We start from the raw sequence: 25,509 nt of genomic DNA on the forward strand, positions 1-25,509 counted from the left end.
CCGAATAGGCCCCAACGAAAACAGCAACCTTTCGTAAAGGTGCCAATGAAAGTAAGAATCCTGTTATTCCTCTTCCTCCTTGCAACAATTATATCCTATGCCCAGGATGAGAAAAGTAAAAAACTATCACTGTTTGTCGACAGAGTACTAGCAGCAGCACCACCAGTACCCGGTGTCAGCATTGTGGTGGTCAATACCGATAGCATTGTATTCGCAAAAGGTTTCGGATGGGCCGATGTTGAGAACAGCGTAAAGGCAACAGCCGAAACAGGCTTTTACATCGCCTCCACTACAAAACCCTTTGTTGCATTCCTGGCCGCGACGCTCGCCGACAAAGGAAAAATTGATCTGCAAAGACCGATCTCCGACTATGCTCCCTTCAAAAACTTCAGCGACAAGTCCCTCTTTAAGAATATCACCATTCATGATCTGCTTACCCATCAAAGCGGAGGGGACAATGATTTTCTCTCTATCAAGCTGGCGTACAGCGGCGACTATGATCAGAAGATGATCCTGGATCTTGTCGAAAAACATACCGTCGCAAATGAAAAGGGGAGAGCCTTCGAGTACACCAATTTTGGATACTACCTTTTTTCTATCCTGTTGAAAGAAGAGTTGGGCCTCGACTGGAGAGACTTGTTGCGCGACATGATCTTTGAACCGCTTGATATGAAGAACACCACCTCGTATATCTCGGTAGCTGAAAGGAAAGATCTCGCCATGCCTTACAACGGCATCCTATCGGATACGCCTCAACGTGCCTACCTCATGAAAACTGATGACACCATGCACGCAGCCGGCGGCATTATTTCTTCAGCCAATGACATGGGCAAGTGGCTGATGTTTCAGATGAATATGGGAAAGGTTGGCAACACACAATTGTATTCAAGGGAAGTACTGCAGATGACACAGCTTCAGAAGATTGCAAACATGCATAAGTTCTCTCCGGTGTTTGAAGGGAACGGTTACGCATTGGGATGGCGCACGGGTACCTATAAAGACACACCTTTAATATATCATTTCGGAGGCTACACAGGTTTCTTTGCTCATCTCTCTTTCCTTCCGGAAAAGAAACTGGCGGTTGCGGTATTTGTCAATCATGAACTCGGCAGTGTTCCCGGAAACTTAATCGCAGAATATGCCTATGATCTCTACCTGGGAAATACTTCCGCATTAAAAGGTCATGAGAAGTATGCGGATGTAACACTTCCCAAACTGGTAGAGAAGAACAGAAATGCGGAGATAAAATCCAGGGCACACTTTGCGAAACGGGCTTGGCAACTCACGCTTCCGAAAAGTAGTTATGCAGGATCTTATTTCAATCCGGAATTAGGGACCGTATTGGTAAAAAGTGAAAACGATGAATTGACCCTCACCTTTGGCAACATGAAATCCATTGCCACCGCTATTGAATTACCCGATGTCATCAGAGTAGAACTCATCCCCGGCGACGGCATGGCCATCCGCTTCGTACTAAAAGATCACCAGGTACAGGAATTGAGATATAATGGAATAAGCTTTATCAAAAAGCAGTAAAGACATACGAAGTAATACGTATACCAAATCCCTCCCTTCCACCTTACCTTAGTCATAGCTTTCCCCTAGTGCTATGCTACGATCCAACACTCTGCTCTTCCTATTTCTGCTTTTTATTATGCCGGGCTTCGTGCTTGCCCAGATGCCGACAACGAAAAGACAGGAATCTATTCCCTCTTTCTCGTTCACGTCCATGAAAAGTGTGATGGCCGACATCCGGATCAGCACCGATGGAAACAGAATTCTGGCACATGATGGTCAATTTGAAACCATGGGTGTTCTATTGTTAAAAGAGAAATCAGGCCGGTACCTTCAGCCCAATGCAACGCAACGGGATGCTGTGGGAATGGTCCACCAGTATTTCTATTCTCCCAATCTTCAATACCGCGTCGTTAACACCTTTGGTTTTAAATCATACGTCCCTGCGAAAAAAGGCAATGGAAAAATTGAAACCATCCATGATTGGCAAACTCATGGAGCCTCTTTGCTGGAGGACGAAAACAAGGATTACCATTTCGAAGCTCCTGAAAATTATTTCACCCTTGCGGTCACGGATGAAGGCAAGCTGATCACTACAAAACCCGGTGGTTTCAAAAAGCAATCGAAGTACGGACCGGGGCAGCCAACAAAATGTGAAGGATTGTTTTTAGTGGATCCCATGACGAAAGCATCCACAACGTTATCAGCGGAAGATAAATTTCCCATGAAGACACAGTTTGTTCTTTCTCCTGACGGCCAGCTTTTCTGCTGGATCGAAGATGTACACTTTGAGAAGGGGAAGGGTCTTGGTTATGATGTTGTGCATGCATTCGATCTTGCAACTGCAAAAAGCTGGACGTTTCAAAAGCCCCGGGGGATATCACGATATCAGCTCAGCAATACATTGCTCTACAGCAAAGACTACATCAGCGATCCCGGTAAAGATGCGATTACTCTCTATAATGTACGTTCCGGTAAGCTTGTGGCAAAAGAACCGATTGAACAATCCTATACCGAACAGTCATTTTTAGTCAACGACAAATTGTTCTTTTACAATGAAGACACTTTCTCCTTGCTGGAAGTGAAAGCCAACGACAAGCAGGGATTAAATGTATTGCCTCCCGTCATGCTCGACACCACAGGACTTCAGATCGACACCGCGAGATATTTTACGCAAGTGATGGCAAGCAACCGGCTTATGCTCCTTCCGAATTTCTATGAGGAGAAACGGCGTACGAGAGCCTATGCTTTTGACATCACCACCGGCAAGCCAACACTGATCATCTACAATTTGTACGACAACATCTACCCACCGAGCCATGAAAAGGTGATGGCAGAAGAGGAATCAGCTTGCAGAAGGGCGACTGCAAAGCTGCCGTTCCCGGTGGGTGCGACACTGTCCGACATAAAAGGCGACTGCAGTAAACCCGCGGCCTTCATCACCGCCTATGATTGCAAGAGGGACAAATACACATATGGTGTATTCAATGCGAACACGGTGTACACCACTTCCGGCGCCCCGTACGAGATTGCCAATAAATACAAGTATTGCAGCACCTCCAATTTAAAAATGTGTACCCGCTGCAATGGCATGGGCAGCTACAACGAGACCATCGGCGTGAAGCTCGACCAGTGGGAGCAGGTCAACTTCAACGTCTACGTCCGCGATCCCAACAAGGTGACAAGAACGAATGTGAATACAACGTGCCCGGTTTGTAAAGGGAAGGGAGTGTTGTGAGGTGTATGTATAGATAACCCACGGTTTTAACCGTGGGCTCTGAATAGTTGAACACATCGGGAACCATTTCAATGGTTTTACACACATATTAAAAACCATTAAAATGGTTACGGGCAACATTGGTCACCACCTAACCCACGGTTAAAACCGTGGGCTAATTAACAACGCTGACACACACAATGTCAATTCGATTTGCATAGTGTGTTGAGGTAATGATGTTCAGATGATTACAACCCGCGGTTCTAACCGTGGGCTATGAATGGTTGGAGACATCTGTAACCATTTCAATGGTTTTAAACACATATTAAAAACGCAAAATTGTCAGGATAACCAGATTGCGCCCATACTCTTCAAACTATTCTTTTGTACAAAAAGATTATGTCACACTCCCTACCAAGAATATGGGTTCATGCAATTTCCGGCACCAAGGATCGGTTGCCATTGATCAATCTTAATCAGGAGAAGAAAATTTACCAACATTTGGAAGAACAATTAATAGAGCTGAATTGTCCTGTGAAGATTATAAATGGCATGCCTGACCATGTGCATCTTCTATTTAAGCAAAATCCGAATATTAGTGTTGAAGATACATTGAAGCAGATAAAAGGCAATACATCATATTGGATAAATCATAATGATGTACTAACTGAAAAGTTTGCATGGCAAACAGGGTATGGTGCTTTTTCTGTGAGTGAATCGCAACTTGAGAAGGTTACGGCGTACATTCTCAATCAGAAGATGCACCATAAGCAGATGACATTCAAAGAAGAGTATGAAGCGTTTTTGAAGTTTAATGGATTTAAATTGGATGGTGATACGTTCAAATGATATAGCTCACCGTTATAACCAAGCCATGGTGCGTTCCGATTTATACAGCCCACGGTTTTAACCGTGGGTACAAATCGTTGTTTAACATTCGCTGAAAGTTTGATTCAGCTTATAAATTTCAGACCTTCCACCCTCAATGACCACCACTTTACCCACCACCCACCCCCGCATCTCCTCCATCGACATCCTTCGTGGCATCATCATGATCATCATGGCGCTGGATCATGTGAGGGAGTTTTATAGTCGCAGTGCAATACGGCCGGAGGATCTTACGCAGGCGTCGGAAATGCTTTTCATGACACGGTGGATCACACATTTCTGTGCTCCGGTTTTTATTTTCCTGTCGGGCATGAGCATGCGATTGTATGAAGGGAATAAGACAAAGAGAGAGGTCAGTATTTTTTTATTGAAACGCGGTGCCTGGCTGATGTTCCTGGAGATCACCGTGATCAATTTCCTGTGGAACTTCGGATATGATTTTATTCTGCTGGAAGTGATCTGGGTGATAGGCTGGTCTATGATCTGTCTCGCCGGGTTGATATGGTTGCCAAGAATGGCATTGTTGGTGGTGGTGGTGGCGATCATTGCGTTTCATAACCTTGTTCCGGATGTTACACCGGTCACTACCGGCAATATGTTCTGGGCGTCGCTTCATAATTCACCATTCGTTGTCAAGTTTGAAAGTATTCCCATCATGATCGTTGCCTATTCGCTGGTTCCCTGGGTAGCGCTCATGGCAGCAGGGTACTGGATGGGAGAATGGTATCACTATGAAGAAGGCAGAAGAAATAAACTGTTGCGGTTAACGGGAGTGGCATTGATCGTGATCTTTATTGTCATGCGACTGATCAACCAGTACGGCGATCCGTTTCCGTGGGCGCAACAACCAAGAGGATTTATGTTTTCGGTGTTGTCGTTTATTAATGTCACCAAGAAGCCGCCATCGTTGTTTTTTATTTTATTGATGATGGGTCCTGCGTTATTCCTGTTGTCGGTAGCGGATCACATCAAAGGCTTTGCAAGGAAGTTCGCGATGGCGTTTGGCCAGGTGCCGCTATTCTTTTTTGTGGTCCATATTTTCTTTATCAGTGTCACCTCGTGGGTGTGGGTGCATTTCACGCTCAGCGAACAGGTGAACATTGCCTTTGCATCTGCCAAACAGTTCCCTGCTGATTATACTCCATCTTTAATAAGAACCTATGTTGTATGGGTACTCGTGCTGATCGTATTATACTTCCCATGCAAATGGTACGCCGATTACAAGAGAAAGAATAAAAGCTGGTGGCTGAGTTATCTCTGATGTGAAATATTATTTGAGACTCATGAATAATTCCGTCTCGCATTTTTCTTCGTCGGAATTCCAGTGACCATAGATCTCAATGTAAGGCAACGTGGTATCAAAGCCTTTTGAGTTTAATTCCTTCGTCATCATCTGTCCTTTTTCTTTGATCAGACCATAAGGACCGATGTGTTTGTAGTAAGCATATTTTTCAAGAACAATTATCTTATGTTCAAGCTCTGTGTCTTTGGTGAGAGGATCCTCAAGCGCTACACCGGCAAAGACTTTTTCATTTCCTTCATACACCCAGATATTCTTTCCCTTATTTTTTATTGCTTCTCTTTTAACCGTCTCCCACATCTTACCGGATAACTTAAAAGCAGTGCCCACATAATCTTTGTTCACAGCAAAGCCGCCAAAGCCATGGATGTTTATTTCCAATGGGTGGGTAATGATCTCTAATTCCATGAAAACAAGTTATCGAAATCCTAAGGAATAAGGGAAGGATCTGAATAGAGACCGAATAGGAACCGGGTTGAGACTGGGTAGGATCCGAATAGAGACTGGGAAGAGAAGGGCGGGAATCAGAGAGGAATAGGGGAATGATCAGAGAGGAATAGGGGATGAATCAGAGAAACATCAGAGAGTAATCAGAGGTGAATCAGAGAAGAATAAGGGAAGAGACAGAGAAAAACGCGGTTTTATAGGGGAACGATCAGAGACGAATCAGAGAATCATCAGAGAAAGCAGCGTTTTTATAAGAGAAACATCAGAGAGCGATCAGAGAAACATCAGAGAAAGCATGCAATGGTAGCTGAAAAGTACGAGGAACGTCCGAGAAACGTTCGAGAAACACCCCTAAAAACCCTCAAATTGGGCTAAAAACGAAGAAAACTGGGTTAAAAAGGAGTTGAAATTTAAAGAAGGGGATAAAAAACGGGGAATGGAGGATGGAAAGGGGGTTTTGGAGGATGGGGGTTGAAGAGAGGATGATAGCAAGGCCTTAAAAAGAGGGGAAAAAGACTTTTAGTACAAGGCCCTTGTATTTCTAAGGCCTGAAGGGCCGAGATTTATTAGCCCTGGCCGCAGGCCAGGGTTTGCGATGCAAACGTGCATTTAAGCCCTGAATGGGCGAGATTGTTAGATAATAATTCCCGGCCCTTCAGGCCTTAGACAAACTAATAATAAAAATGGGGGACCCCACACCCCCAAACCTACACCCCAACGAGTCCCCCGTAATTATCTTCAATGAACTTGTCAATCGCCTCATAGAAAGCTTCCAGCTCCATCTCATCCAGATCAATCATCACCTTCCTGCCATCCACCAACGTCAACTGAAACTTGTGAAGAACTTTCCGCTCATCTTTTATTAATGTCAACGCCTTGATCTCCTGCATCCCGAACTTGCCCACCTTCTCATTGTTCCGGTATTCTATGTATGTGTTCGTCAACGTCAGGAAGTCATTATAATTTTTCAACCCTGTAAACAGCTTCCCTACAATCGGGAACACCACACATATACCGGACCAGATGAAAAAGCGAACATGGTTCACTTCATGATTCATATAGATGAAAACAAAAATGAATGGGATCGCCAGGTAGATCAGCAGCTGCTTCTTCAGCTTGTTGCGATGGTTCCGCAGATTCAATCCTCCATCTACCGGCTTCACATGGATCGGAAATAAAAACTCTTCCCACAGCACCATCACCATGATGATCACCGCAATGCTCACCAGCGTCATGCCGATGTATGCTTCGGCATCGAGGTCTTTCACCGGTGTGTCAAACAACTGTGATGACAACAGGAATGAGATAACAAAAATCAATAGCAATAGCCCGATGCTGATTTCCTTGGGATATGTCGGCCGGATAATTTTCATAATACGTTAAAAAGAATTTTAATACTTGTCAGGATTAATTCCATCCGCCACCGAGCGCACGATAGATGTTCACCATCGCATTCATACGCTGCTTCTTGGTTTCCACCAGCTCGAACTTCGACTCCAGCGCATCACGCTGTGTTAATAACACTTCCATGTAGTCAGCCCGCGCCGAACGGAAAAGTCGTGTCGAGATATCAATGGACTCTGTCAGCGTCTGCACTTGCTTCAAGCGAAGGTCCAGACTCTTCTCCATGTTGGTGATGTTGGATAGCTGGTTGGAAACTTCCAGGTAAGCTCTCAGGATCGTGCGCTCATAATTATAGACTGCCTGGATCTGTCTTGCGTTGGCACTATAATATGTAGCCTTGATCGCATTCCGGTTCACAAGTGGTCCGGTCAGGCCGGCACCAATCGCATAGAACATCGACTCAGGTTTGGTAGCCAGGTAATCAAGCTTGAATGCATCCAGACCAATGGCACCTCGTATGTTCAACGATGGATAGAAATATGCTTTCGCAACTTTCACATCCAGCTTCGCCGCCGCCAGTGCAAGTTCCGCCTGACGGATGTCCGTTCTGTTTTGCAACAGCTGTGACGGTATCCCCGCCTGAATACTATCAGGCTTCAGCTCAATGAAACTTTGTGAGTTACGTGCAATCGGCTGTGGAAATCTTCCCACCAGGAAGTTGATCCTGTTCTCCGTTTCAATGATCTCCTGCTGGATGTGATACTGACGACTTTGGTTCTTTAACACTTCGGCCTCAAACCTGCGCACCGCCAGCTCCGTAACTTTTGCTGCGCTCTTTTGAAGTCTTACGATCTCCAGTGCATTCTGCTGAATCTCAATATTGTTTTTAAGGATGATCAGCTGGTTGTCGAGCGCCATCAATTCATAGTAGGAGTTGGCGATCTCTGCTGCGAGGTTGGTCACCATAAAGTTCTTTCCCTCCATCGTCGACAGATAGCTGAACACCGCCGACTTCTTGGCATTGCGCAGCTTCTTCCAGATGTCGATCTCCCAAGATACATTCGCCGCTACCATAAAGTCGGGCAATGGATCCGGAAACTCCTGACCCGGTGCGATATTGGAATTGGCTTCCACCGACCCTTGTCTTGTGAACCGTGCAACCTTCTCAACACCCGCACCGCCGGTGACATCGATAAAAGGTAAGTACTGTCCCTTCCTTGCTCTGACTTCATTCTTCGCGATGTTGATCTCCTGAAGCATGATGTTCAGCTCCTGGTTGTTTCTCAACGCTGTATCAATGAGCACCGTGAGGTTAGGATCGGTAAAGAATTCTTTCCATTTGACCGTCGCTGTGTTCACGGAGTCCCGCGACCCGCGATAGCTTGATGGTGCATTCTTATTCTCTGTCTTGCGCACCAATGATGGCACACATGCAGTGAAGATCAGTGACAAACAGCCGATCGTGATATATTTCATTATTCTCTTAGTGTGCATGACTTGTAGTTCCCTCATTTTCAGATTGTGGAAAATTGTCAACCCGGTGAACAAGGTTGTCTGTTAATGAATCATTCTCTTCATCGCGTATCAGCTTGCGGCCATCGGCGATGGTACCAAAGATGTAATACAGTCCCGGTACGATGATGACACCAAACACGGTTCCGAAAAGCATCCCGCCCAAGGCAGATGATCCGATGGTTCTGTTACCGATCGCACCCGCACCGTGAGCTGCTACTAATGGAATCAATCCGGCAACGAATGCAAATGATGTCATTAAGATCGGACGGAAGCGAACTCTTGCTCCTTCGATCGCTGCATCCAGTACAGTCATGCCCTGTGCATGTTTCTGAACAGCGAACTCGACGATCAACACGGCGTTCTTACCGAGCAGACCAATGAGCATGATCAGTCCTACCTGTGCATAGATGTCGTTTGCCAGTCCCATGGCTTTGATCATCATGAAGGATCCGAAGACACCGGCCGGCAATGAAAGAATAACCGCCAGTGGGATGATGAAGCTTTCATACTGAGCGGCAAGCACCAGATAAACGAATCCGAGCACGATGATGAAGATGACGATTGCTTCATTTCCACGACGCACTTCATCATATGAAAGGGCTGCCCAGTCGATGTCAAATCCGCGGGGCAATGTTTTGGCCGCCACTTCTTTTACTGCGTCAATCGCCTCACCACTGCTGTATCCTTTTGCTGCAGCACCACGAATGGCGGCAGTATTATACATGTTGTAACGGTTGATCTCATTGGCGCCCTGTTTCTTCTTGATCTTCATGAACGCTGAAAAGGGCACCATCTCACCACGATCGTTCTTCACCCATAGGTTCAGAACATCCTGCGGAAGCTGTCTGAATTCAGGGGCAGCTTGCACGAATACTTTGAAGAATCGTTGATACTTAATGAAACCAAGTTCATACGTGCTTCCAACAAAAATGGAAAGTGTGTTCATGGCATTACCGATCGATACACCTTTCTGCATGGCAAGCTGATTATCGATCTCAATTTCATACTGAGGATAGTTGGCGCTGAAGAAAGTGAACAATCCTGTCAACTCTTTGCGTTTCTCCAATGCTTCCATGAATTCGTTCTTGACTCTTTCAAGATCTTCATAGGTTCCGTCAGGATTCTTGTCAAGCATCTGCAAAGCAAAACCACCCGCTGCTCCAAACCCTGGCACTGCAGGGGGATCAAAGAACTCGATCGTTGCACCTGGAATCTCCTTCGCTCTTTCGTCAAGCTCATAGGTGATTTCTTGTACAGTATGTTTTCTTTCAGACCATGGTTTCAGATTGATCAGACAGGTTCCTGCATTTGATCCTCTTCCTTCTGTTAACACTTCATATCCGGCGATAGATGATACGGATTGAACACCTTCCACCTTCATGACAATCTCTTGCAGCTGTCGTGAGATATCATTGGTACGTTCCAGCGTTGATCCAGGAGGTGTTTGTACGATGGCATACAACATACCCTGATCTTCACTTGGAATAAAACCGGAAGGCAGGTTGCTGGCGATCACTAATATCCCGCCAGTAAAGGCCAGCCAGAGACCAACGGTTACCCACTTGCGACCAGCGATCTTCTTCAATACCCATACATACTTGCCAGTGACTTTCTCAAACCCGCCATTGAATCCGTCAATCGCTCTGTTGAATAAATTTCTTTTTCTTGGCTGACCGTGTGTGTTCTTGAGGATCATCGCGCAAAGCACAGGTGTAAGTGTAAGGGCTACCAGGCCTGAAAGAATGATCGCACTTGCCATGGTGATGGAGAACTGGCGATAGAATACACCCACCGGACCAGACATGAATGCAATCGGAACAAACACCGCAGTCATTAATAAGGTGATCGCGATAACCGCACCGCTGATCTCACCCAATACTTTCTTCACCGCCATGTACGGTGAGAGATTCTCTTCATGCATTTTGGCGTGCACGGCCTCGACCACCACAATAGCATCATCGACGACAATACCGATTGCCAATACCACCGCAAACAATGTGATCATGTTGATGGTCAGTCCGAATGCCTGCATGAAGATGAATGCACCAATCAATGAGATCGGTACTGCGAGTGTTGGGATCAATGTAGATCTCCAGTCGCCGAGGAAAATAAATACCACCAGCGCCACGAGGATAAACGCATCGCGTAAGGTGTGAATAACATTTTCAGTGGATGCATCCAGGAAGTTGGATACATCATAGCTGATCTCATAGGTCATCCCGGGAGGGAAGTCTTTCTTTAAAAGTTCAAGCTTCTCTTTTACGTTCTTAATCACCTCGCTGGCATTACTGCCGTAGGTTTGCTTCAGCACGATCGCCGCAGAAGGGTAGCCGTTTATGTTGGAATAGATATCATAGTACTCACTTCCCAATGCAACCGTCGCGATATCTTTCAGACGAAGGATCTCTCCCTTTGCATTGGCTTTGATAATGACATTCTCATATTCTTTTGGATCGCTGAATCGGTCCGTGTAAGCCAATACATATTCAAGTGCTTCTGAACGTTTGCTGTCCCCACGACCGATACGGCCCGGCTTACCGATGATACTCTGGTCGCCCAATGCTTCCATCACTTCATCCGGTGAGATACTGTAGGCTCTCATGCGTTCCGGATTTAACCATACGCGCATAGCATACTGACGGCTACCCAGAATTCTCGCCTGACCAATACCATTGATACGCTGCAATTCAGGGATCATGGTAACACCGGCATAGTTGAACAGGAACTTCATGTTCGCATTCTTGTCAGTGCTGTACAAGTTCACATACATGAGCATGCTTGGGATCACGGGTGTGATGATGACACCTTCGCGTTGTACGAGTGGCGGGAGTCGGTTCCTCACCTGTTCAACACGATTGGAAACCTGAACCAATGCCTGATTGATATCGGTACCGGGTTCAAAGATCACCTGAACGTTGGCTTCGCCCGCGCTCGTTGCATCGGAAGTCATGTAGCGCATGCCCCATGCACCGTTGATCGCCTGCTCAAGAGGAATGACAACAGACTCAGTGAGTGTCTTGGCACTGGCACCAGGATAAGATGCGGATACCATGACCATCGGTGGAGCAATGGAAGGGAACTGTGAAGTAGGGAGTGTATTGATTGCCAATACTCCCATGAAAATGATGACGAGGGATAATACGATCGCGAGGACCGGCCTCTTTAGAAATGCGTTAAACATTTTGTTGCTTGATAGAAATTGAAATTATTCGACGTAGACGTTCAGGCGTGGCAGAACGGTCCTGGGATCTTCATAAGTGTACTCAGCGATCTTGTCATTGTCTCTTACTTTGCGGATACCTTCGAGCATGATCCTTTCATTCTCGGATACACCGGAGGAGATGACATACAGATCAGGCATCTCTGCAGCAATGGTTATTTCTCTTTGACGGATGATGTTGTCTTTATCGACCACAAACACATATTTCTTTTCCAGCACTTCGAAGGTTGCCTTTTGAGGAATGATCAGTGCATTCTTCAGAGGTGAGATCGCAACGATATTGCCGGTCTCGCCATGTCTCAGCAATCCTTTTGGATTTTGAAAAGTCGCTCGGAAGGCAATGTTCCCTGTTTCATTGTTGAAGTCTGCTTCGATGGTTTTTACCACACCGCCATAGCTGAACAATTCATTGTTGGCCATGAGCAGTTTTACTTTCATCAGGCTGTCGCCTTTCTCGTTGGCTTTGAAATTCAGATACTCTGCTTCGGGTACGTTGAAGTACACCCACATCTCACTGTTGTCGGAAAGGGTTGTCAGCAGATCTCCTTCATTGAGGAGACTTCCAAGTCGCACCTGGAAGCGATCCATGATGCCATCGAATGGTGCTTTGATCTCGGTGAATCCAAGATGAACCTGCGCCATGGCAACTTCCGCTTTTGCTTTGTCATACTTTGCTTTGGCGAGGGCGAGCTCATTAGGTGAAACCACATTGCTGTCGGCAAGCTGTTTGGTGTTGAGGAATTCGATCTCGGCAAACTTTGCTTCCGCTTCTGCTTTCTGCAGCTCTGCTTTATACATCATCGGCATGATCTGAAACATCATCTGTCCTTTTCTGACAAACTTTCCTTCGTCCACGAAAATGTTTTGCAAGTAACCTTTCTCCAGTGCTCTTACTTCAATATGCTGGATGGCTCGGATCTGGCAGACGTATGACCGCGTAACCATAGTATCTCTTTTCAAAGGACTCGTAACCAGAAACCTGATTCCCTCTTCTTTTTCTTCTGTCTTTGCCGAACATCCTGCGAGGTAGAGGAATGCACACATGCTCATGACCATGAGAATTCTGCTCATAAATAGTTTTTGGTTTTTAGATGATGGGATGGAATTAAAGACACACGAAGGCGCCGGTTATTTTGAAATTTGAGAAAATCCCATAGCGATCTGTGCGCGTATTGCACAGATGCTTGCGAGTATTGCGTATTGATTTTCGTTCGCGCATGATATTTTTTCAACCGGTGCGCAATACAACAAAGACGGGATTAAAATAAAATTAGAGCAGGATTAGAAACCGCTAATACAGGCAAATCAGGAGGCCTTTTCGATGATGGCAGGCAGAATCACTTCGGCTGTCATACCCGAGCTTTCATTGGGTATGAGCCTGATCTCACCACCGTGAAGGGCAATGATCTTTTGTGTAAAGGGTAGTCCCAGACCAAAGCCATCAATGCCCGCGACGTTTTTCCCACGGTAGAAAACGTCAAAGAGCTGATGCTCACCATCATCATCAATGCCGATTCCCTTATCGATGACGCTGATCTTTATCTTATTATCCTGGTTGGTGAGCTTGATGTTGATCTTCTTGTGGAATGAATATTTCGAAGCATTATCGATCAGGTTGACAAAGGCCGTTCTGAGGAATTGCGGGAATCCATTCACTTCAATGTAATTGCCCTGCGATGGTTCCGGCATGTCAAAGGCAAATTCCTGCAGAGGATTTTTTAATTTATAAAAGCTGATAACATCCAGCAGCAGATCAATGATGTTGAGTCGCACCATCTCTTCGCGCTCAGTCGCAGATTCAATCTTTGCCAGCTGCAAAAGTCCGTTGACAAGGATTGTTGCCCTTTGGATCTCATGCTGTGCGGCTTTGAGACTTTCACTCATTGCATCTTTGTCCTTATCGTAGTTGATGGAAGTTTCCAGTATTCCCGCGATGGCGGCCAGTGGAGTTCTCAATTCATGGGAAGCATAGGAGATGAATGACTTCTGGGAATCCATCAGCGATTGAACGCGGTCGAGCACACGGTTAAAAGCACCGGCTACAATTCCGATCTCATTCTTTGGGTTCTGATAGGATAGCCTGAACTTAAGATCATGTGCTTCGATAGTTTCAACTTCGTGAACAAGATCGTTGATAGGACGGAAGAGCAGGCTGGAAAAAGTAAAGGCAGCGATGGCCGCAGCAATCAGGAAGAATAAATTGCCGGCAACCAGGTTCTGAGCAAGACTTTCCATCTGGTCGAACCCGCTTTTATTGTACGCTGTGATGGCAATCGTTCTCTTTTTGCCATCCTGATCAAATGAAAACGCATAGCCTTCTTTGTAGTTCTGAGGCTGATTTCCCTGAAAGCTGAAATAGATCTCCTTGCCGACGGGTAAGGATTTAAAAAAAGATTCGTCGAATGCATAGTCGCCGACATCATTGATGCCAAAGATCTCTTTGCCATGCTCATCAAAGACGTATTCAGATTGTTCGGGAAGACTGATGATAACTTTCTCTGCCACACGATCATGGAGCTCATAGATCTCACGCGTGTCAAGAGCCTTTTGCTTGATGCGTTCCAGGAAAATATTGGTACGGGAGGTGGAGGATGCGATGTAGATATAAACAGAAAACAGCATCAGCAATATTCCTGAAGAGATAAGGAACAGAATGACAAGTTTGTGCCGTATGAGCATGGTTAATCTTCGCGGATGGTGTAGCCCATTCCCACGACAGTGTGGAGGAGCTTGGCATTAAAGCCTTTGTCAATTTTTCTTCGCAGATAATTGATGTAGACGTCAATCACGTTGGTAGACGTATCAAAGTCGAGGTCCCATACTTTTTCTGCGATGTCTACGCGGCTCACAACACGATCTTTGTTCACCAGAAGATATTCCAGCAAAGCAAATTCACGGGCTGTGAGGTCAATGCGCTTGCCTGCACGTGTGACCACCTTGCCCATCGTTTCCATCTCAAGATCAGCAACCTTGATCTTCTTTTCGGTGAGTCGTGTGTTGCCGGATCTTCTTACCAGAGCTTTCACGCGCATGAGAAGCTCTTTGAACTCAAAAGGCTTTACGAGATAGTCGTCGGCACCTGATTCGAATCCCACTACCTTGTCATCGAGTCCGTCGAGTGCTGTTAAGAGAATTACCGGCACATGCGGTCGCTCGGTTTTGAATTCCTTGCATAACAGAAAGCCGTTGATGCCCGGGAGATTTACATCGAGGATGATGAGTTCGTAGTTTTTCTTGTAGTAAAGATTTTTGCCCAGATCGCCATCATAGGCGACATCAATGAGATAGCCTTCACTTTCAAATCCTTTGCGGATAAAGTTGGATACGCTGGGTTCGTCCTCGATCAATAACAGGTTCATGTGCAAATAATTAACCCTGACGCGCCTGATGGGTAAATTTTAGATTTAGATCAGTTTTCGCTCTGCCGTCACACAACGCATCACTCTTCTGTGCATGTTGGGAACACGAACCGCTTCTTTTACATCGCCGAGGGCATTTCTTCTCACTAATAAATCATCTCCGATCTTTATTTTATGGTAGACATCAGCGTCTACTTTCAGCTTGTGGGCGGTTCCGGGATGAACGACGAGGTAATGAAATCCAAGCAGGAACTCTTTATCGATCACTTCAAATTTACCGATCCAGTCAAAACCTTTTTTCTGTATGAGGATCAATCTGATCTGAGGAAACCATAACACGAGTGTTTCAAGTGGGATGATCAATGCGGCAGCCAGCAAGACGAGATGGAAGTAATTGTCCCATGAGAACAAGATGACGCCCTTGTGTTTCATCCATTGAATGGGACCGTAAGCGATGATCAGTAGTGAGAGAACGGCGATGATCCACCAGTTTGTTTTGGTGAGATAGGGGCGGATCAGAAATTTATCTCTGGGTTTACTCTTGCTGTAATATTCCTCGTTCTTCATTGAGCGCACTGTTTCCGCGCGCTAAATAAATCCGGTGAGATTAAAACTGAATTAGAAGGAAATTAAAAGCGGGCAATAATGCCAGGCTAACCGGAGTAAGAAAATCCGGCCTCAAAAGAGGTGAAAATAAAAAACATAACATTGGCTAACTTCCTATTCTCCAGTGGGTTAAACCTGATCAATATTAAGAAATTGTTACCCGTATTAACCCCAATTTAATATTGCCCTACCTTCGAATACATTAAACATCCAGTAAATGAAAAAGCTTGAGAAACAGGAATTAAAGAAAAAAGTAACAACAGTGATTGATCAGGCCCTTGTGCAACTTGACTTACCAAAGACTTCGAAAAAGACCAAGAGGCTCATAAAGAAATTGTCGACACAATTGAGGCGCCAGGTGAAAAGCAAGATCAAGAAAGCGGCTGTGAAAGTCCGTGCACCGAAAAAGAAATCAGAAAAAACTAAAGGCAAGGCCAAGGCAGGCGTAAACAATACTGCTGCTCACGCATAAAGAACATATTAATTCAGAGTGCTGATCAGGTTGGGTAAGGAAATATAAAATGTAGTTCCCTTTCCGGGAGTGGAGGTCACAGACACCTTGCCGGAAAGGCGGGATACCGTTTCTTTAAAGATGAACAAGCCCAACCCTGATCCCTCTGATCGTGTATTGGCACGATAGAACATGTTGAAGATGCTTCCGATGTGTTCTTCTTCTATCCCGATGCCATTGTCAGCGAACTCAATCGCTGCCTCTTCCCGTTTAACAGTAATCGTAATGTGAATGAATGGCTTCGGCTTTTCAAAATCCGCGTACTTGATGGCGTTGGATATCAGGTTGGTGAAGATCATAGTGATCCGATTCCGGTCAGAGTAGAATGTCTCCTCACCATGGATATCAATGATCTTTTCTATTTCAGAAGAGCCTTCCACAAACTGATGACTTTCGAGTATATCGGAAATAAGATGATATAATTTCAGGGGCTCAGCTACTACGTTGAGTCTTTTATTCTTTGAGAAGTTTACAATCTGTGAAATGAAATGTTCAGATCGCTGAACGCTTTTCTCCATAAGAGAATAATAGGGGATCAGGTCGCCTTGTTTGTTCTCAAGCTTGATAAGGTTAAGTAGTCCCAATAGTGAGCTCAACGGTGAGCGGAGATCATGCGCTGTACTGTAAAGAAAATTATCCAGCTCATGATTGATTTTTTCCAGCTCCTGGTTGCTCGCAGAGATGATAATGGAATTCTTTTCGACTTCTTCCATTTGAATTTTAACCTGATCAATCAACAGGTTGTACGACTGCGCCAGCGTGGTAATTTCTATAGCGGCCTTTTTGATTCTGAGATCAGTTCTTATTTCCTGCTTGGTGAGAATTGCCTGCTGAATGATCTTTGAAAGATTGGCGATGGGCTCAGAGAGTCGCTTGGAAATCCAGTAGCCTGAAAACAATGAAAAGAAGATCGCTCCAATGACCAACGTGATGTAGAAAATTCTTACACGGTAATAAGTAGTTTCAGAATAGGTATAGGAATATTCCGACAAGGAATAGTATTGATTGGTGAGAGAGTAAGTCAGATCATTCAGTTCGCTTCTTAATCCTTGCTTGCTGGTTAACCCCAATTCAAACTGAATGCCTACTAACTCAAGAAAGCTTCTCTCATAGTTGGTAAGTAGATCTATTGCAGGTTTGTTCCTGACGGGATCGGAGATCAGCTTATTATGAAATTGCTCTGATCGTTCTTTAAATGATGTTACATAAGATGAATCGCTTCTCAACATAAAATCTTTTTCATGTCGTCTGAGGAACAACAGATCAAGCATCTGATCCGGATTAATGATCTGCTCCAGTCCGTGTGCATGGAGTCGCATGGTCCCTTCAATACCATAGTCTTTAAAACCTTTCTTGAAAACCAGCTCTTCAAGTTTTCTGAACTTCTTATTGTAGTCGCCGAGGGTTGTGTCGATGCGTATCAGGCTGCTTCCGATTCCGTTTTTCTTTGCCTCCTTGTCTTTTACAAGTGCCTGGATCTCCTGTGAGATAAGTACATTGAGACTATCCCTTCTTTTCAGATAGTCGCTTTGATGATTTTTGAAATAGAATTCATTGATTGTTTCAAGGTCAAAGAAGTCATTGTCAGCTTTTATGAGACTGAGCGTATAGATCTCCAGCTGACTGATATTGCTATGGGTCCTGGCAATACGGGTGATGTTGTCAAAGATCAGAATGGATACGATCGCCAGAACAATGATGAGTCCTGTGAGGAAAAGGAAGCCGCTGACCATACGGCTGCGTATGGAGTTGAGTGCAAAAAATCTAAACATCCGGTCAGGAGTTGGTCGTTAGGACTTAAAAAGGAAAGCAAAAGTAAGCACGCAATATGCGCTACCCTTGCCGGGGATGTTACCAAATCATGACCAATGAGCAACCGTATTTTTTCATTCCAGTGTACCTGCAACGATAATACCTGATCCTGCTACGGATCTTCTATCAATCAATCCTTGTATTGATTAAAATTTGCGATCATCCAAACCCTCACCGTGTCCGTAGCTTTTAGTGAAGGTGGAGTGGTATCGCCAGTAGATCAATAGCTTCAATCGGGTTTTATGAATAGTAATATGAAATTTTTAATGGCTGTACTGTTGGTCACAGGTTCATTTGTAATCTCCGCGCAGAAGAAACAGAACAGTAGTCCCGGAACTTTGCAAGGCGCGATTGTAGCCACACCCTCATCGCTTACTGTAGATGTTAACGTCGATGATGAAACTGCGCAGACCCGTGAAGTTTCAATTACAAATGGAGGAAGCGAAGCATTGGAAGTTTATCTCACGGTCCGAAAGAAAGCCGGAGAGCCAATGTTAAATGTTCCCTCTGTCAATACTTTAAAAAGAACTATTCAAGCGGGAGTGAAGCCTTTCCAACGACCGATGCGTAGAGTGTTGTCAGCTCAGCAACGAGGACAAATAATCGGCGCATCAGAACCTCCTTACAATATACATGGTACCCGACTGTTCGCTAGCATCGTAGACAATGATTCCCGGGGGAAAATAATAGAATTGAATCCAACGGACCTGAACATTGTGAATCAATTTCCGGCAGGGGCTATGGATTATGCTGCAGGGACGGCATTTGATGGTGAATACATTTATGTGAGCGATGGATTTATTGGCGCAGAGATAAGAAAGTATAATCCAGATACTGGTCAGTTGATCGATTCATATTCCAATCCCAACGAAGCTGTCTTTGGAGGTTTAGCTTCTGATGGTGAATACTTGTATGCATCTGAAATTAATCTGACGAAAAGACTTTATAAAATAGACTTTGATGGCAAGAGGGTTGTGAATACCATTCCCCTTGATTTTTATCCCGGCGAAGGACTCGCTCATGCCGGTAACACAGGAACCCTGTATATCAACAGCCTTGAGGGTTACAAAATATATGAACTGGATGCGAGTACCGGAGAAATTGTTAATACGATGACCTTTGATGAAACGCACTATTTCATGAGCCTTGCTTATTCATCTTCAGCCAATGTCTTGTTTGCATATGAATATAACAGGGCAGTCCTCATGGCTCTGGATCCAAAAACAGGAGATGTGCTTCATGAGATGCCTTACACGAATGATGACGCAGGTCTCATTGGTCTGGCAAGTGATGAAACTTATCAACCCGTTGTTCTTGATTTCTCCACAAAAACAGTGCAGCCCGGAGAGACGATCACGGTAACAGTTGAGTTTAGTTCAAGAGGCATGTTGGGAAAAACGTATCACTATGAGCTCCTGGTCAACAGCAATAATGGCACTACTCCTCAGGTAATTCCTGTTACATTGAATGTGGTAGGCGCTCCCCCGGTGTTTCATAAGGATCTTTCTGTTATGGACTTTGGAGAGTTGCTGGTGTCACAGGAAAGGAAATTGAAGCTGCGCGTTAGCAATCTCAGTGTAAGGGGAATTCTACAGATAAAGAACATTGCCATTAACAATCCGCAATTCACAGTGGACAAGACGAGCATGAGACTTTATCCTGAGGCAGATAACTTCATTGAAGTCGCTTTCTCACCGGTTACAGAAGGCAATCACGAGTTGGTTCTTCAGTTTGAAACCAATGATCCTAACGCACCGCTGGTGGAGATCCCTGTGCGTGCAATCGGTATGTTGCCCCCCGTGATGCAGATTGATCAACCAAGGATTTCAATTTCACTTGCGCCAGGACAAATACAAACCGTGTCACTTTCAATTTCCAATGCAGGCAGATCTTTATTACGGTGGAATCTTGAGTCAGAGATGGAGGACACTTCCTTACCGGCAATTCTGAAAAGACTGAATGAGGGTAGCGCTCGACTTACTGACAAGATCCCTTCACGATATGATTTCTTTGGTGGCAGGACAGGTTCCGGCATCACAGGAGCACACGAGCCGGATATGTATCATGAGGGAAATAAGATTGAAGCCCGTAATGGATTTTCATCCCGGATACTCCCCTATACTGATGGCGCGATACAGATCCTGGAATACCTCTCACCGAATGCTATGGTAGAAGGAAAATACTTTACTGCCAAGCATAACGGACTATTCACGTTTGTTGCTGACACAGACCTTACCTCATTTAAAATAGTAGGGGAACTCAGTGGTGGAAAGCATCCCAATCTGGATGGTGCAGAGATATCGACCACCCGACTCGGAATTCCTCTCAAAGGATTAATTAAAAGAAGCTACGGCCCCCACGCTCCATCGATCAATCATATGTTTATTGCACACAACCGGAGGCATGCCATTCATGAGATTTTCAGCAATTCAAAAGATCTTGATAGTCATGAGATGCAATCTCCCGGAAATGAAGTGACGAGCCTTCACAGGGTTTACTACCTGATGTTTTCCGGTTTACCAGGAACGTTTATCAATAACAGTGCAATGGAAGTTATCATGAATGAATTTCTCAATACGATTGCTTATCCTGATTGGCTGAAGATCATGACTGCCACTTCAGGTGAGACTGAACCACAGGCTCAGGATAATATCCAGTTGAAAATTAATACTACAGGATTAAGTCCGGGTGAATATGAGACGGTACTTTATTTCAATGGGAATGATCCCGGCAGGCGGGAGATACAAGTGCCTGTTCGACTGACGGTGGAGACAATAGTTAATAGAAGGCCCGTCGTTACGAATCCGATATCCGATCGTTCGGTTCTTGCTAACGAAGAAATCTCACTGGATCTGTCTAAACATTTTGTTGATCCGGATGGAGATATGCTAAGTTATACAGCCACTACACCAACACCTGAAAATGTTTTATTGAGAGTGGAGGGTAATTTTCTTTATATAAAAGGTAAGGCGCTCAGTGGTAATGCGTCGATTCAGATTGTTGCTAAAGATCCATCAACGTTGTCGGTAACGTCTCAATTCAATCTGCGCACAGGTATTGTAACAGGAGTACATGAAGGAACGAAGTCGTTCTCTTTTAGTCCCAATCCTTTTAAAGAGACGATTGAATTTTCAATCTCCCTTTCGGAAGATTCAAGTGTAAGAATAACTATTGTGGATCAGTTGGGACGAATGATTGGAGTTCCGGTTGATGGAACGTATCATTCGGGTAGAGTGAACCTTCCTTTAAATTTTACTTCGTCGCCGAATGGGATTTACTATTACAAGCTACAGATCGGTCAGGAGCTTTATTCGGGTAAGATTCTCAAGACAGATTAAGAAAGATCAATTCTCTTTCAAAAGACTCATAAATCCTGCCTGATCCATGGGCTTGACGAAGTAGTTAGATGCCCCCAGGTCCTTTGCTTTGGCGAGATCTTTATCATTCTTTGAAGAGCTGAGGATGGATATCTTAATGCGGTCTTTATTCTTGCACTGCATTTTCTTAAAACCTTCCAGGAACCCGAAGCCGTTAAGAATGGGCATGTTGATGTCCAGAAGGATGACGTCGGGCACTCGGTCCTCGGCGAGGCAATATTTCTCCAGCAGGATCAATGCGTCTCTTCCATTGGAAGCGACGTCAATATCATTGACCATTCCGGTGATTTCGAGGTTTTTCTTGTTGATTAAATTCCAGACAGGGTCGTCATCGACCAGTAATACATGCTTCATCTTTCCCCTCTTTACCTTAAAAGGCAATTTAACGGGGAATGGGGGAGAAATGTTTCCATGAAGCAATGCACCCGTCCGACCGGTCATGCGGGCGGCAGCGATGTTCTTTCAATATCTATGAATTTGCTGTGCGTTCGGGATTCAGATCAAAGATTATGTTTCAGTCTTTCAAGAGACGTAGAGCACTTTGTTAAAACCTGAAGTATCCAGATGTGATGATGCAGCCATGCGGCTACGGAGCAAAAAAAACTTATTTCTAATTTGATTTTTTTGTTTATTTAATATCAATACCTACCCCTATGAAACCCTACCTCCTGATTTTTGCAATGATCATTCTTGTTTCCTGCCAAAAGAAAAGTCAGGACGCTGAATCAGAATTCTCTGAGGCGAGCACTGACACCACTGCTATAGTTGATGATTCACAATTCTTCAATGATGAACCGGAAGAGGAAGTTGCACTTGAGAATTATTCCTTTCGTGATCCGAACCTGGCAGACTATCAGCAATACCTGGAGTCTCTGGATAAATCCAAAGTTGAAAACGTGGCAGACGCAACCCGTAAATTCAATGAGTTATTTGCCAGTCGATCAAAAGCTATGTGTGACTCTGCATACTATCTGTTTGAGAAATTCTATTCCGGTGTAGATGACAAGATCAATGAACAGAGCTATGACGGATTCGATTCTCTTTTCCTGGGATCTTCCAATGGCGAGAAGATTAAGTTGTCAAAAAGGATCACAGACTTCGATAACAAGTACCGGTCCAATGGATTTCAGCCTGCATGGACCGAAGGCATTGTCTACTTGACTAAAGATAGGGAGTATGTAAAGCAGAATTTCTATCAACAACTGACTCCCTTGATGATCGAATATCTTGATCAGCTCAACAAAGAGAACCAGCAAGGATTTCAAGAAGACGGGGGAATTATTATTGAGTATAACACTTTAGTGGATAGGACAGTATGGTGGGAACGATTCAACAAGAACAACCCAACTTTTATTTTTAAGCAGACTCCTTCCGACAAGCAGAAGATATACACATGGACTTTAATAACTGGTGCTGATAATACGCCCATATTCCAGAGTCCCAATGGAGGATTTTCTGAGGATTTTAAGGGAGCGTATGACTATATGTTTGTGAAATATCCCGACAGCGAGACCGCGACATTGCTGCGGCCTTACTATTCCTATCTGGTCAGGTGGGATACGGCAGGGATCAGAAAGTACTGGCAGGAGAAGATTGGTACAACGCCTTATTTTAATTGAGTATATATTCCGGCCAAATGCAGCCGTTTAAATACGATAATTTGCGTATCCTGTATTGATTGGAGCGGTTTTTTTCTTCTTCCAGTCATCACTATCTTGTCACAATACGAATTGCCTGCAATTCGCGTTAAACAAGTGTAAAGGAGACTCCCCTCAACATGGCATTTATTGATATTGTACTTCAGGTTCCCTCTTATAAGTGGGCTGATAGTGAAGGAAACCTTGTAAAACCAACCCTCAAACAATTGTGGGGTGAAGCCTTTTCCAGGGTGAACGTTTTCAAAACGAAGAAGAACTGGATCCCGTTTATCAACTGGTTCATTGCTCTATGCATGTTACCATTTCTTTATCTTTTTCTGTTTCAGTATTTCTACTGGCCTTATGCTATTGCTGCTGTTGCCTATGCAATGATCATCATGAGCACGCATGGCACGATCTGGTTTCACCGTTACAGCACTCATCGCGCATACACTTTCAGTAATCCGGTATGGCGATTCATCACTCAGAATCTTGTTCTCCGTACGTTTCCTGAAGAAGTGTACGTGGTGTCGCATCATGTGCATCATTTAAAATCTGATAAGCCAGGCGATCCTTACAACTCTAACGCAGGCATTATGTATTGCATGCTTTCAGATGTCAACCATCAGGCTATTGCAAAGGACTTAAGTGAAAATGATTATAGAAAAGTTTCGAATTTCATCAGTCACACCGGTGTGTGGATCAATAGTTATAAGCAATACCAGAAATGGGGTTCGATCGCCAATCCTTTTTATACAGTAGGCCTTCTGATCCTGAACTGGACGTTCTGGTTTACTGTGCTTACGCTGATCGGTGGGCCCGGTTTAGCATGTGCTCTTTTCAGCGGTGCCATGTTCTGGTATGTTCTTGTCCGTGCATTTAATTATACCGGTCACGGCGGTGGCCAGAACAAGCATGTTGAAGGAGTTGACTTTGACAGAAGCAATATGTCAATCAACCAAACCCGTCCGGGACTTTTTTCAGGTGAATGGCATAACAATCATCATCTCTATCCTGACAGTGCGCGTGCAGGATTTTTACCTAACCAGCTTGATCTTGCGTGGATCTATATTTATTGCCTTCACAAATTAGGAGGCGTATCCAGATACAATGATTCCAAGAAACAGTTTCTTGAGCGATTTGGTCTTGGAGATTCAGCACCGGTACAACCTGTGAAAATTACGCCGGCAGTAAAAGCCGTTCCGGTAGAAGCAATAGGTCAGTTGGTAGAGTAATCGATCTTTATTTAAAGCAAGCAGTTTCCTGATCGTCCGATATAGGACGAACCGATCAATCTATATCCATAGATTTTAACCTTTTAAGTACTTTCAGCTAAACTTTTCTACGGGTTCAGGCATCTTCGCTTTTAAACAAGAGCTTATGAAAATCATTTGTTTGCTTTTATGCAGTCTCAGTGTTTTTTCACAAAGTTTTAATAGCACTTCCTCAAAGGGACATCTGATTGTGAATGGGGGAGAGATTACCCCTGAAGCAATTGAGCGATTTGTATCATTGGCAGGTGGTGTGGATGCATCGTATGTGTATGTTCCTTCCGCATCGACCAGCATCAGGTTGGATAATGGATTTATCTACGAGCCATTGGATAATGGTTCTGACAGTGCAAAGAACCAGAAAGCAAAATTTGAAATTGAACTGGCGAAATTATTTGGGGTTAAGAAGGTCATAGTGCTTCACACAACAGACCGGAAGATCGCAGACTCAAAGGAATTCAACAAACCCCTTGTCAGTGCAAATGGTGTCTGGCTCGGTCCTGGAAATGCCGGTAGGTATGCCATTACATTTCTGGGAACATTATTTACAAAAGAACTTGAAAATGTATTGATGAGAGGCGGAGTGATCGGAGGAAGTTCTGCCGGCGCAATCATTCAAGGTTCATACATCGTTCGTGGTCGCCCTGATAAGCCATTGCTGATGGCAAAGGGACATGAGAAAGGTTTTGGATTTCTTCAGAATGTTGTGATCAATCCACATCTTACTTCTGCTAAACGTGACACCGAACTTGTTAATGTTCTTGAACAGTATCCGACATTACTGGGAATAGCCATTGATGATCAGATATCTCTGGTATTCTCCGGCGATACGTTTGAGATCATTGGAAAAGGAATTGCAGCCATCTACGACAATGAACAACACAATGGTAAATGGTGGTATGTTTTAAAGCCAGGTATTCAATTTGATATTAAGAGGCGGGCTGTTATCAAATGAGTAATTGAGAGGTGCACACAAAAAAAGAGTCCCAC

The 25,509-nt window shown here is 44.5% G+C and carries 19 protein-coding genes; 9 read left to right on the forward strand and 10 right to left on the reverse strand.

Features of this window, described 5'->3' with window-relative positions; all coding sequences use genetic code 11:
• Positions 1-45: 45 nt before the first annotated feature.
• From HOP08_12475 to HOP08_12490, 4 genes are all read left to right on the forward strand, one after another.
• The gene (locus tag HOP08_12475; protein ID NOT75733.1) at positions 46-1,536 is read left to right on the forward strand and encodes a serine hydrolase; all 1,491 of its coding nucleotides are present in this window, start codon (positions 46-48) and stop codon (positions 1,534-1,536) included.
• A gap of 118 nt (positions 1,537-1,654) precedes the next feature.
• Entirely contained in the window at positions 1,655-3,253 is a 1,599-nt protein-coding gene (locus tag HOP08_12480) for a hypothetical protein (protein ID NOT75734.1), read from the forward strand.
• 378 nt (positions 3,254-3,631) lie between these two features.
• Positions 3,632-4,081, forward strand: coding sequence for an IS200/IS605 family transposase (gene tnpA, locus HOP08_12485; protein NOT75735.1), 450 nt, complete (start codon positions 3,632-3,634; stop codon positions 4,079-4,081).
• Between the two features lie 136 nt (positions 4,082-4,217).
• Positions 4,218-5,381, forward strand: coding sequence for a DUF1624 domain-containing protein (locus HOP08_12490; GenBank protein ID NOT75736.1), 1,164 nt, complete (start codon positions 4,218-4,220; stop codon positions 5,379-5,381).
• Between the two features lie 9 nt (positions 5,382-5,390).
• On the opposite strand, the gene HOP08_12495 is transcribed toward HOP08_12490, so the two are convergent.
• The 8 genes from HOP08_12495 to HOP08_12530 all read right to left on the reverse strand — a co-directional run bounded on the left by HOP08_12495 (position 5,391) and on the right by HOP08_12530 (position 15,872).
• On the reverse strand, positions 5,391-5,828 hold the full coding sequence (locus HOP08_12495) for a hypothetical protein (protein NOT75737.1): 438 nt from the start codon (positions 5,826-5,828) through the stop codon (positions 5,391-5,393).
• Positions 5,829-6,574: 746 nt separating this feature from the next.
• The gene (locus tag HOP08_12500; GenBank protein NOT75738.1) at positions 6,575-7,243 is read right to left on the reverse strand and encodes a heavy metal transporter; all 669 of its coding nucleotides are present in this window, start codon (positions 7,241-7,243) and stop codon (positions 6,575-6,577) included.
• 31 nt (positions 7,244-7,274) lie between these two features.
• Positions 7,275-8,705: a TolC family protein gene (locus tag HOP08_12505; GenBank protein ID NOT75739.1), complete on the reverse strand. Its 1,431-nt coding sequence runs from the start codon at positions 8,703-8,705 to the stop codon at positions 7,275-7,277.
• The gene (locus tag HOP08_12510; protein ID NOT75740.1) at positions 8,695-11,907 is read right to left on the reverse strand and encodes an efflux RND transporter permease subunit; all 3,213 of its coding nucleotides are present in this window, start codon (positions 11,905-11,907) and stop codon (positions 8,695-8,697) included. The genes HOP08_12505 and HOP08_12510 overlap by 11 nt, the downstream gene beginning before the upstream one ends.
• A gap of 24 nt (positions 11,908-11,931) precedes the next feature.
• Positions 11,932-13,017, reverse strand: a complete 1,086-nt coding sequence (locus HOP08_12515; protein NOT75741.1) for an efflux RND transporter periplasmic adaptor subunit — start codon at positions 13,015-13,017, stop codon at positions 11,932-11,934.
• A gap of 234 nt (positions 13,018-13,251) precedes the next feature.
• Positions 13,252-14,625: a HAMP domain-containing histidine kinase gene (locus tag HOP08_12520; protein NOT75742.1), complete on the reverse strand. Its 1,374-nt coding sequence runs from the start codon at positions 14,623-14,625 to the stop codon at positions 13,252-13,254.
• A gap of 2 nt (positions 14,626-14,627) precedes the next feature.
• The gene (locus HOP08_12525) at positions 14,628-15,305 is read right to left on the reverse strand and encodes a response regulator transcription factor (protein ID NOT75743.1); all 678 of its coding nucleotides are present in this window, start codon (positions 15,303-15,305) and stop codon (positions 14,628-14,630) included.
• 45 nt (positions 15,306-15,350) lie between these two features.
• Entirely contained in the window at positions 15,351-15,872 is a 522-nt protein-coding gene (locus tag HOP08_12530; protein NOT75744.1) for a hypothetical protein, read from the reverse strand.
• 256 nt (positions 15,873-16,128) lie between these two features.
• On the opposite strand from HOP08_12530, the gene HOP08_12535 reads away from it, so the two are divergent.
• Complete coding sequence (locus tag HOP08_12535; protein ID NOT75745.1) at positions 16,129-16,383, forward strand: hypothetical protein; 255 nt, start codon at positions 16,129-16,131, stop codon at positions 16,381-16,383.
• Between the two features lie 8 nt (positions 16,384-16,391).
• Here the strand turns inward: HOP08_12535 and HOP08_12540 are convergent, their stop codons facing one another.
• Positions 16,392-18,194: a GHKL domain-containing protein gene (locus tag HOP08_12540; GenBank protein NOT75746.1), complete on the reverse strand. Its 1,803-nt coding sequence runs from the start codon at positions 18,192-18,194 to the stop codon at positions 16,392-16,394.
• Positions 18,195-18,476: 282 nt separating this feature from the next.
• On the opposite strand from HOP08_12540, the gene HOP08_12545 reads away from it, so the two are divergent.
• Entirely contained in the window at positions 18,477-21,572 is a 3,096-nt protein-coding gene (locus HOP08_12545) for a T9SS type A sorting domain-containing protein (GenBank protein ID NOT75747.1), read from the forward strand.
• 6 nt (positions 21,573-21,578) lie between these two features.
• Here the strand turns inward: HOP08_12545 and HOP08_12550 are convergent, their stop codons facing one another.
• Positions 21,579-22,052, reverse strand: coding sequence for a response regulator (locus HOP08_12550; protein ID NOT75748.1), 474 nt, complete (start codon positions 22,050-22,052; stop codon positions 21,579-21,581).
• Between the two features lie 212 nt (positions 22,053-22,264).
• Here HOP08_12550 and HOP08_12555 point away from each other — a divergent pair, with 212 nt between their 5' ends.
• The 3 genes from HOP08_12555 to HOP08_12565 all read left to right on the forward strand — a co-directional run bounded on the left by HOP08_12555 (position 22,265) and on the right by HOP08_12565 (position 25,474).
• Positions 22,265-23,230 carry a hypothetical protein gene (locus tag HOP08_12555; GenBank protein NOT75749.1) on the forward strand — a complete coding sequence of 322 codons (966 nt, stop codon included), beginning with the start codon at positions 22,265-22,267 and terminating at the stop codon, positions 23,228-23,230.
• Between the two features lie 158 nt (positions 23,231-23,388).
• Positions 23,389-24,483: an acyl-CoA desaturase gene (locus tag HOP08_12560; GenBank protein NOT75750.1), complete on the forward strand. Its 1,095-nt coding sequence runs from the start codon at positions 23,389-23,391 to the stop codon at positions 24,481-24,483.
• A 145-nt stretch (positions 24,484-24,628) separates the two neighbouring features.
• Positions 24,629-25,474 carry a cyanophycinase gene (locus HOP08_12565; protein NOT75751.1) on the forward strand — a complete coding sequence of 282 codons (846 nt, stop codon included), beginning with the start codon at positions 24,629-24,631 and terminating at the stop codon, positions 25,472-25,474.
• Positions 25,475-25,509 lie beyond the last annotated feature (35 nt).

It is taken from the genome of Cyclobacteriaceae bacterium (genome assembly GCA_013141055.1).
In the GTDB taxonomy this organism is placed as follows: domain Bacteria; phylum Bacteroidota; class Bacteroidia; order Cytophagales; family Cyclobacteriaceae; genus ELB16-189.

Bases quoted from the DNA above. Each gene is read 5' to 3' on its own strand.
- HOP08_12475 (NOT75733.1), top strand. From the start codon at position 46: ATGAAAGTAAGAATCCTGTTATTCCTCTTCCTCCTTGCAACAATTATA.
- HOP08_12480 (NOT75734.1), top strand. From the start codon at position 1,655: ATGCCGGGCTTCGTGCTTGCCCAGATGCCGACAACGAAAAGACAGGAA.
- tnpA (NOT75735.1), top strand. From the start codon at position 3,632: ATGTCACACTCCCTACCAAGAATATGGGTTCATGCAATTTCCGGCACC.
- HOP08_12490 (NOT75736.1), top strand. From the start codon at position 4,218: ATGACCACCACTTTACCCACCACCCACCCCCGCATCTCCTCCATCGAC.
- HOP08_12495 (NOT75737.1), bottom strand. From the start codon at position 5,828: ATGGAATTAGAGATCATTACCCACCCATTGGAAATAAACATCCATGGC.
- HOP08_12505 (NOT75739.1), bottom strand. From the start codon at position 8,705: ATGCACACTAAGAGAATAATGAAATATATCACGATCGGCTGTTTGTCA.
- HOP08_12510 (NOT75740.1), bottom strand. From the start codon at position 11,907: ATGTTTAACGCATTTCTAAAGAGGCCGGTCCTCGCGATCGTATTATCC.
- HOP08_12515 (NOT75741.1), bottom strand. From the start codon at position 13,017: ATGAGCAGAATTCTCATGGTCATGAGCATGTGTGCATTCCTCTACCTC.
- HOP08_12520 (NOT75742.1), bottom strand. From the start codon at position 14,625: ATGCTCATACGGCACAAACTTGTCATTCTGTTCCTTATCTCTTCAGGA.
- HOP08_12525 (NOT75743.1), bottom strand. From the start codon at position 15,305: ATGAACCTGTTATTGATCGAGGACGAACCCAGCGTATCCAACTTTATC.
- HOP08_12530 (NOT75744.1), bottom strand. From the start codon at position 15,872: ATGAAGAACGAGGAATATTACAGCAAGAGTAAACCCAGAGATAAATTT.
- HOP08_12535 (NOT75745.1), top strand. From the start codon at position 16,129: ATGAAAAAGCTTGAGAAACAGGAATTAAAGAAAAAAGTAACAACAGTG.
- HOP08_12540 (NOT75746.1), bottom strand. From the start codon at position 18,194: ATGTTTAGATTTTTTGCACTCAACTCCATACGCAGCCGTATGGTCAGC.
- HOP08_12545 (NOT75747.1), top strand. From the start codon at position 18,477: ATGAATAGTAATATGAAATTTTTAATGGCTGTACTGTTGGTCACAGGT.
- HOP08_12550 (NOT75748.1), bottom strand. From the start codon at position 22,052: ATGACCGGTCGGACGGGTGCATTGCTTCATGGAAACATTTCTCCCCCA.
- HOP08_12555 (NOT75749.1), top strand. From the start codon at position 22,265: ATGAAACCCTACCTCCTGATTTTTGCAATGATCATTCTTGTTTCCTGC.
- HOP08_12560 (NOT75750.1), top strand. From the start codon at position 23,389: ATGGCATTTATTGATATTGTACTTCAGGTTCCCTCTTATAAGTGGGCT.
- HOP08_12565 (NOT75751.1), top strand. From the start codon at position 24,629: ATGAAAATCATTTGTTTGCTTTTATGCAGTCTCAGTGTTTTTTCACAA.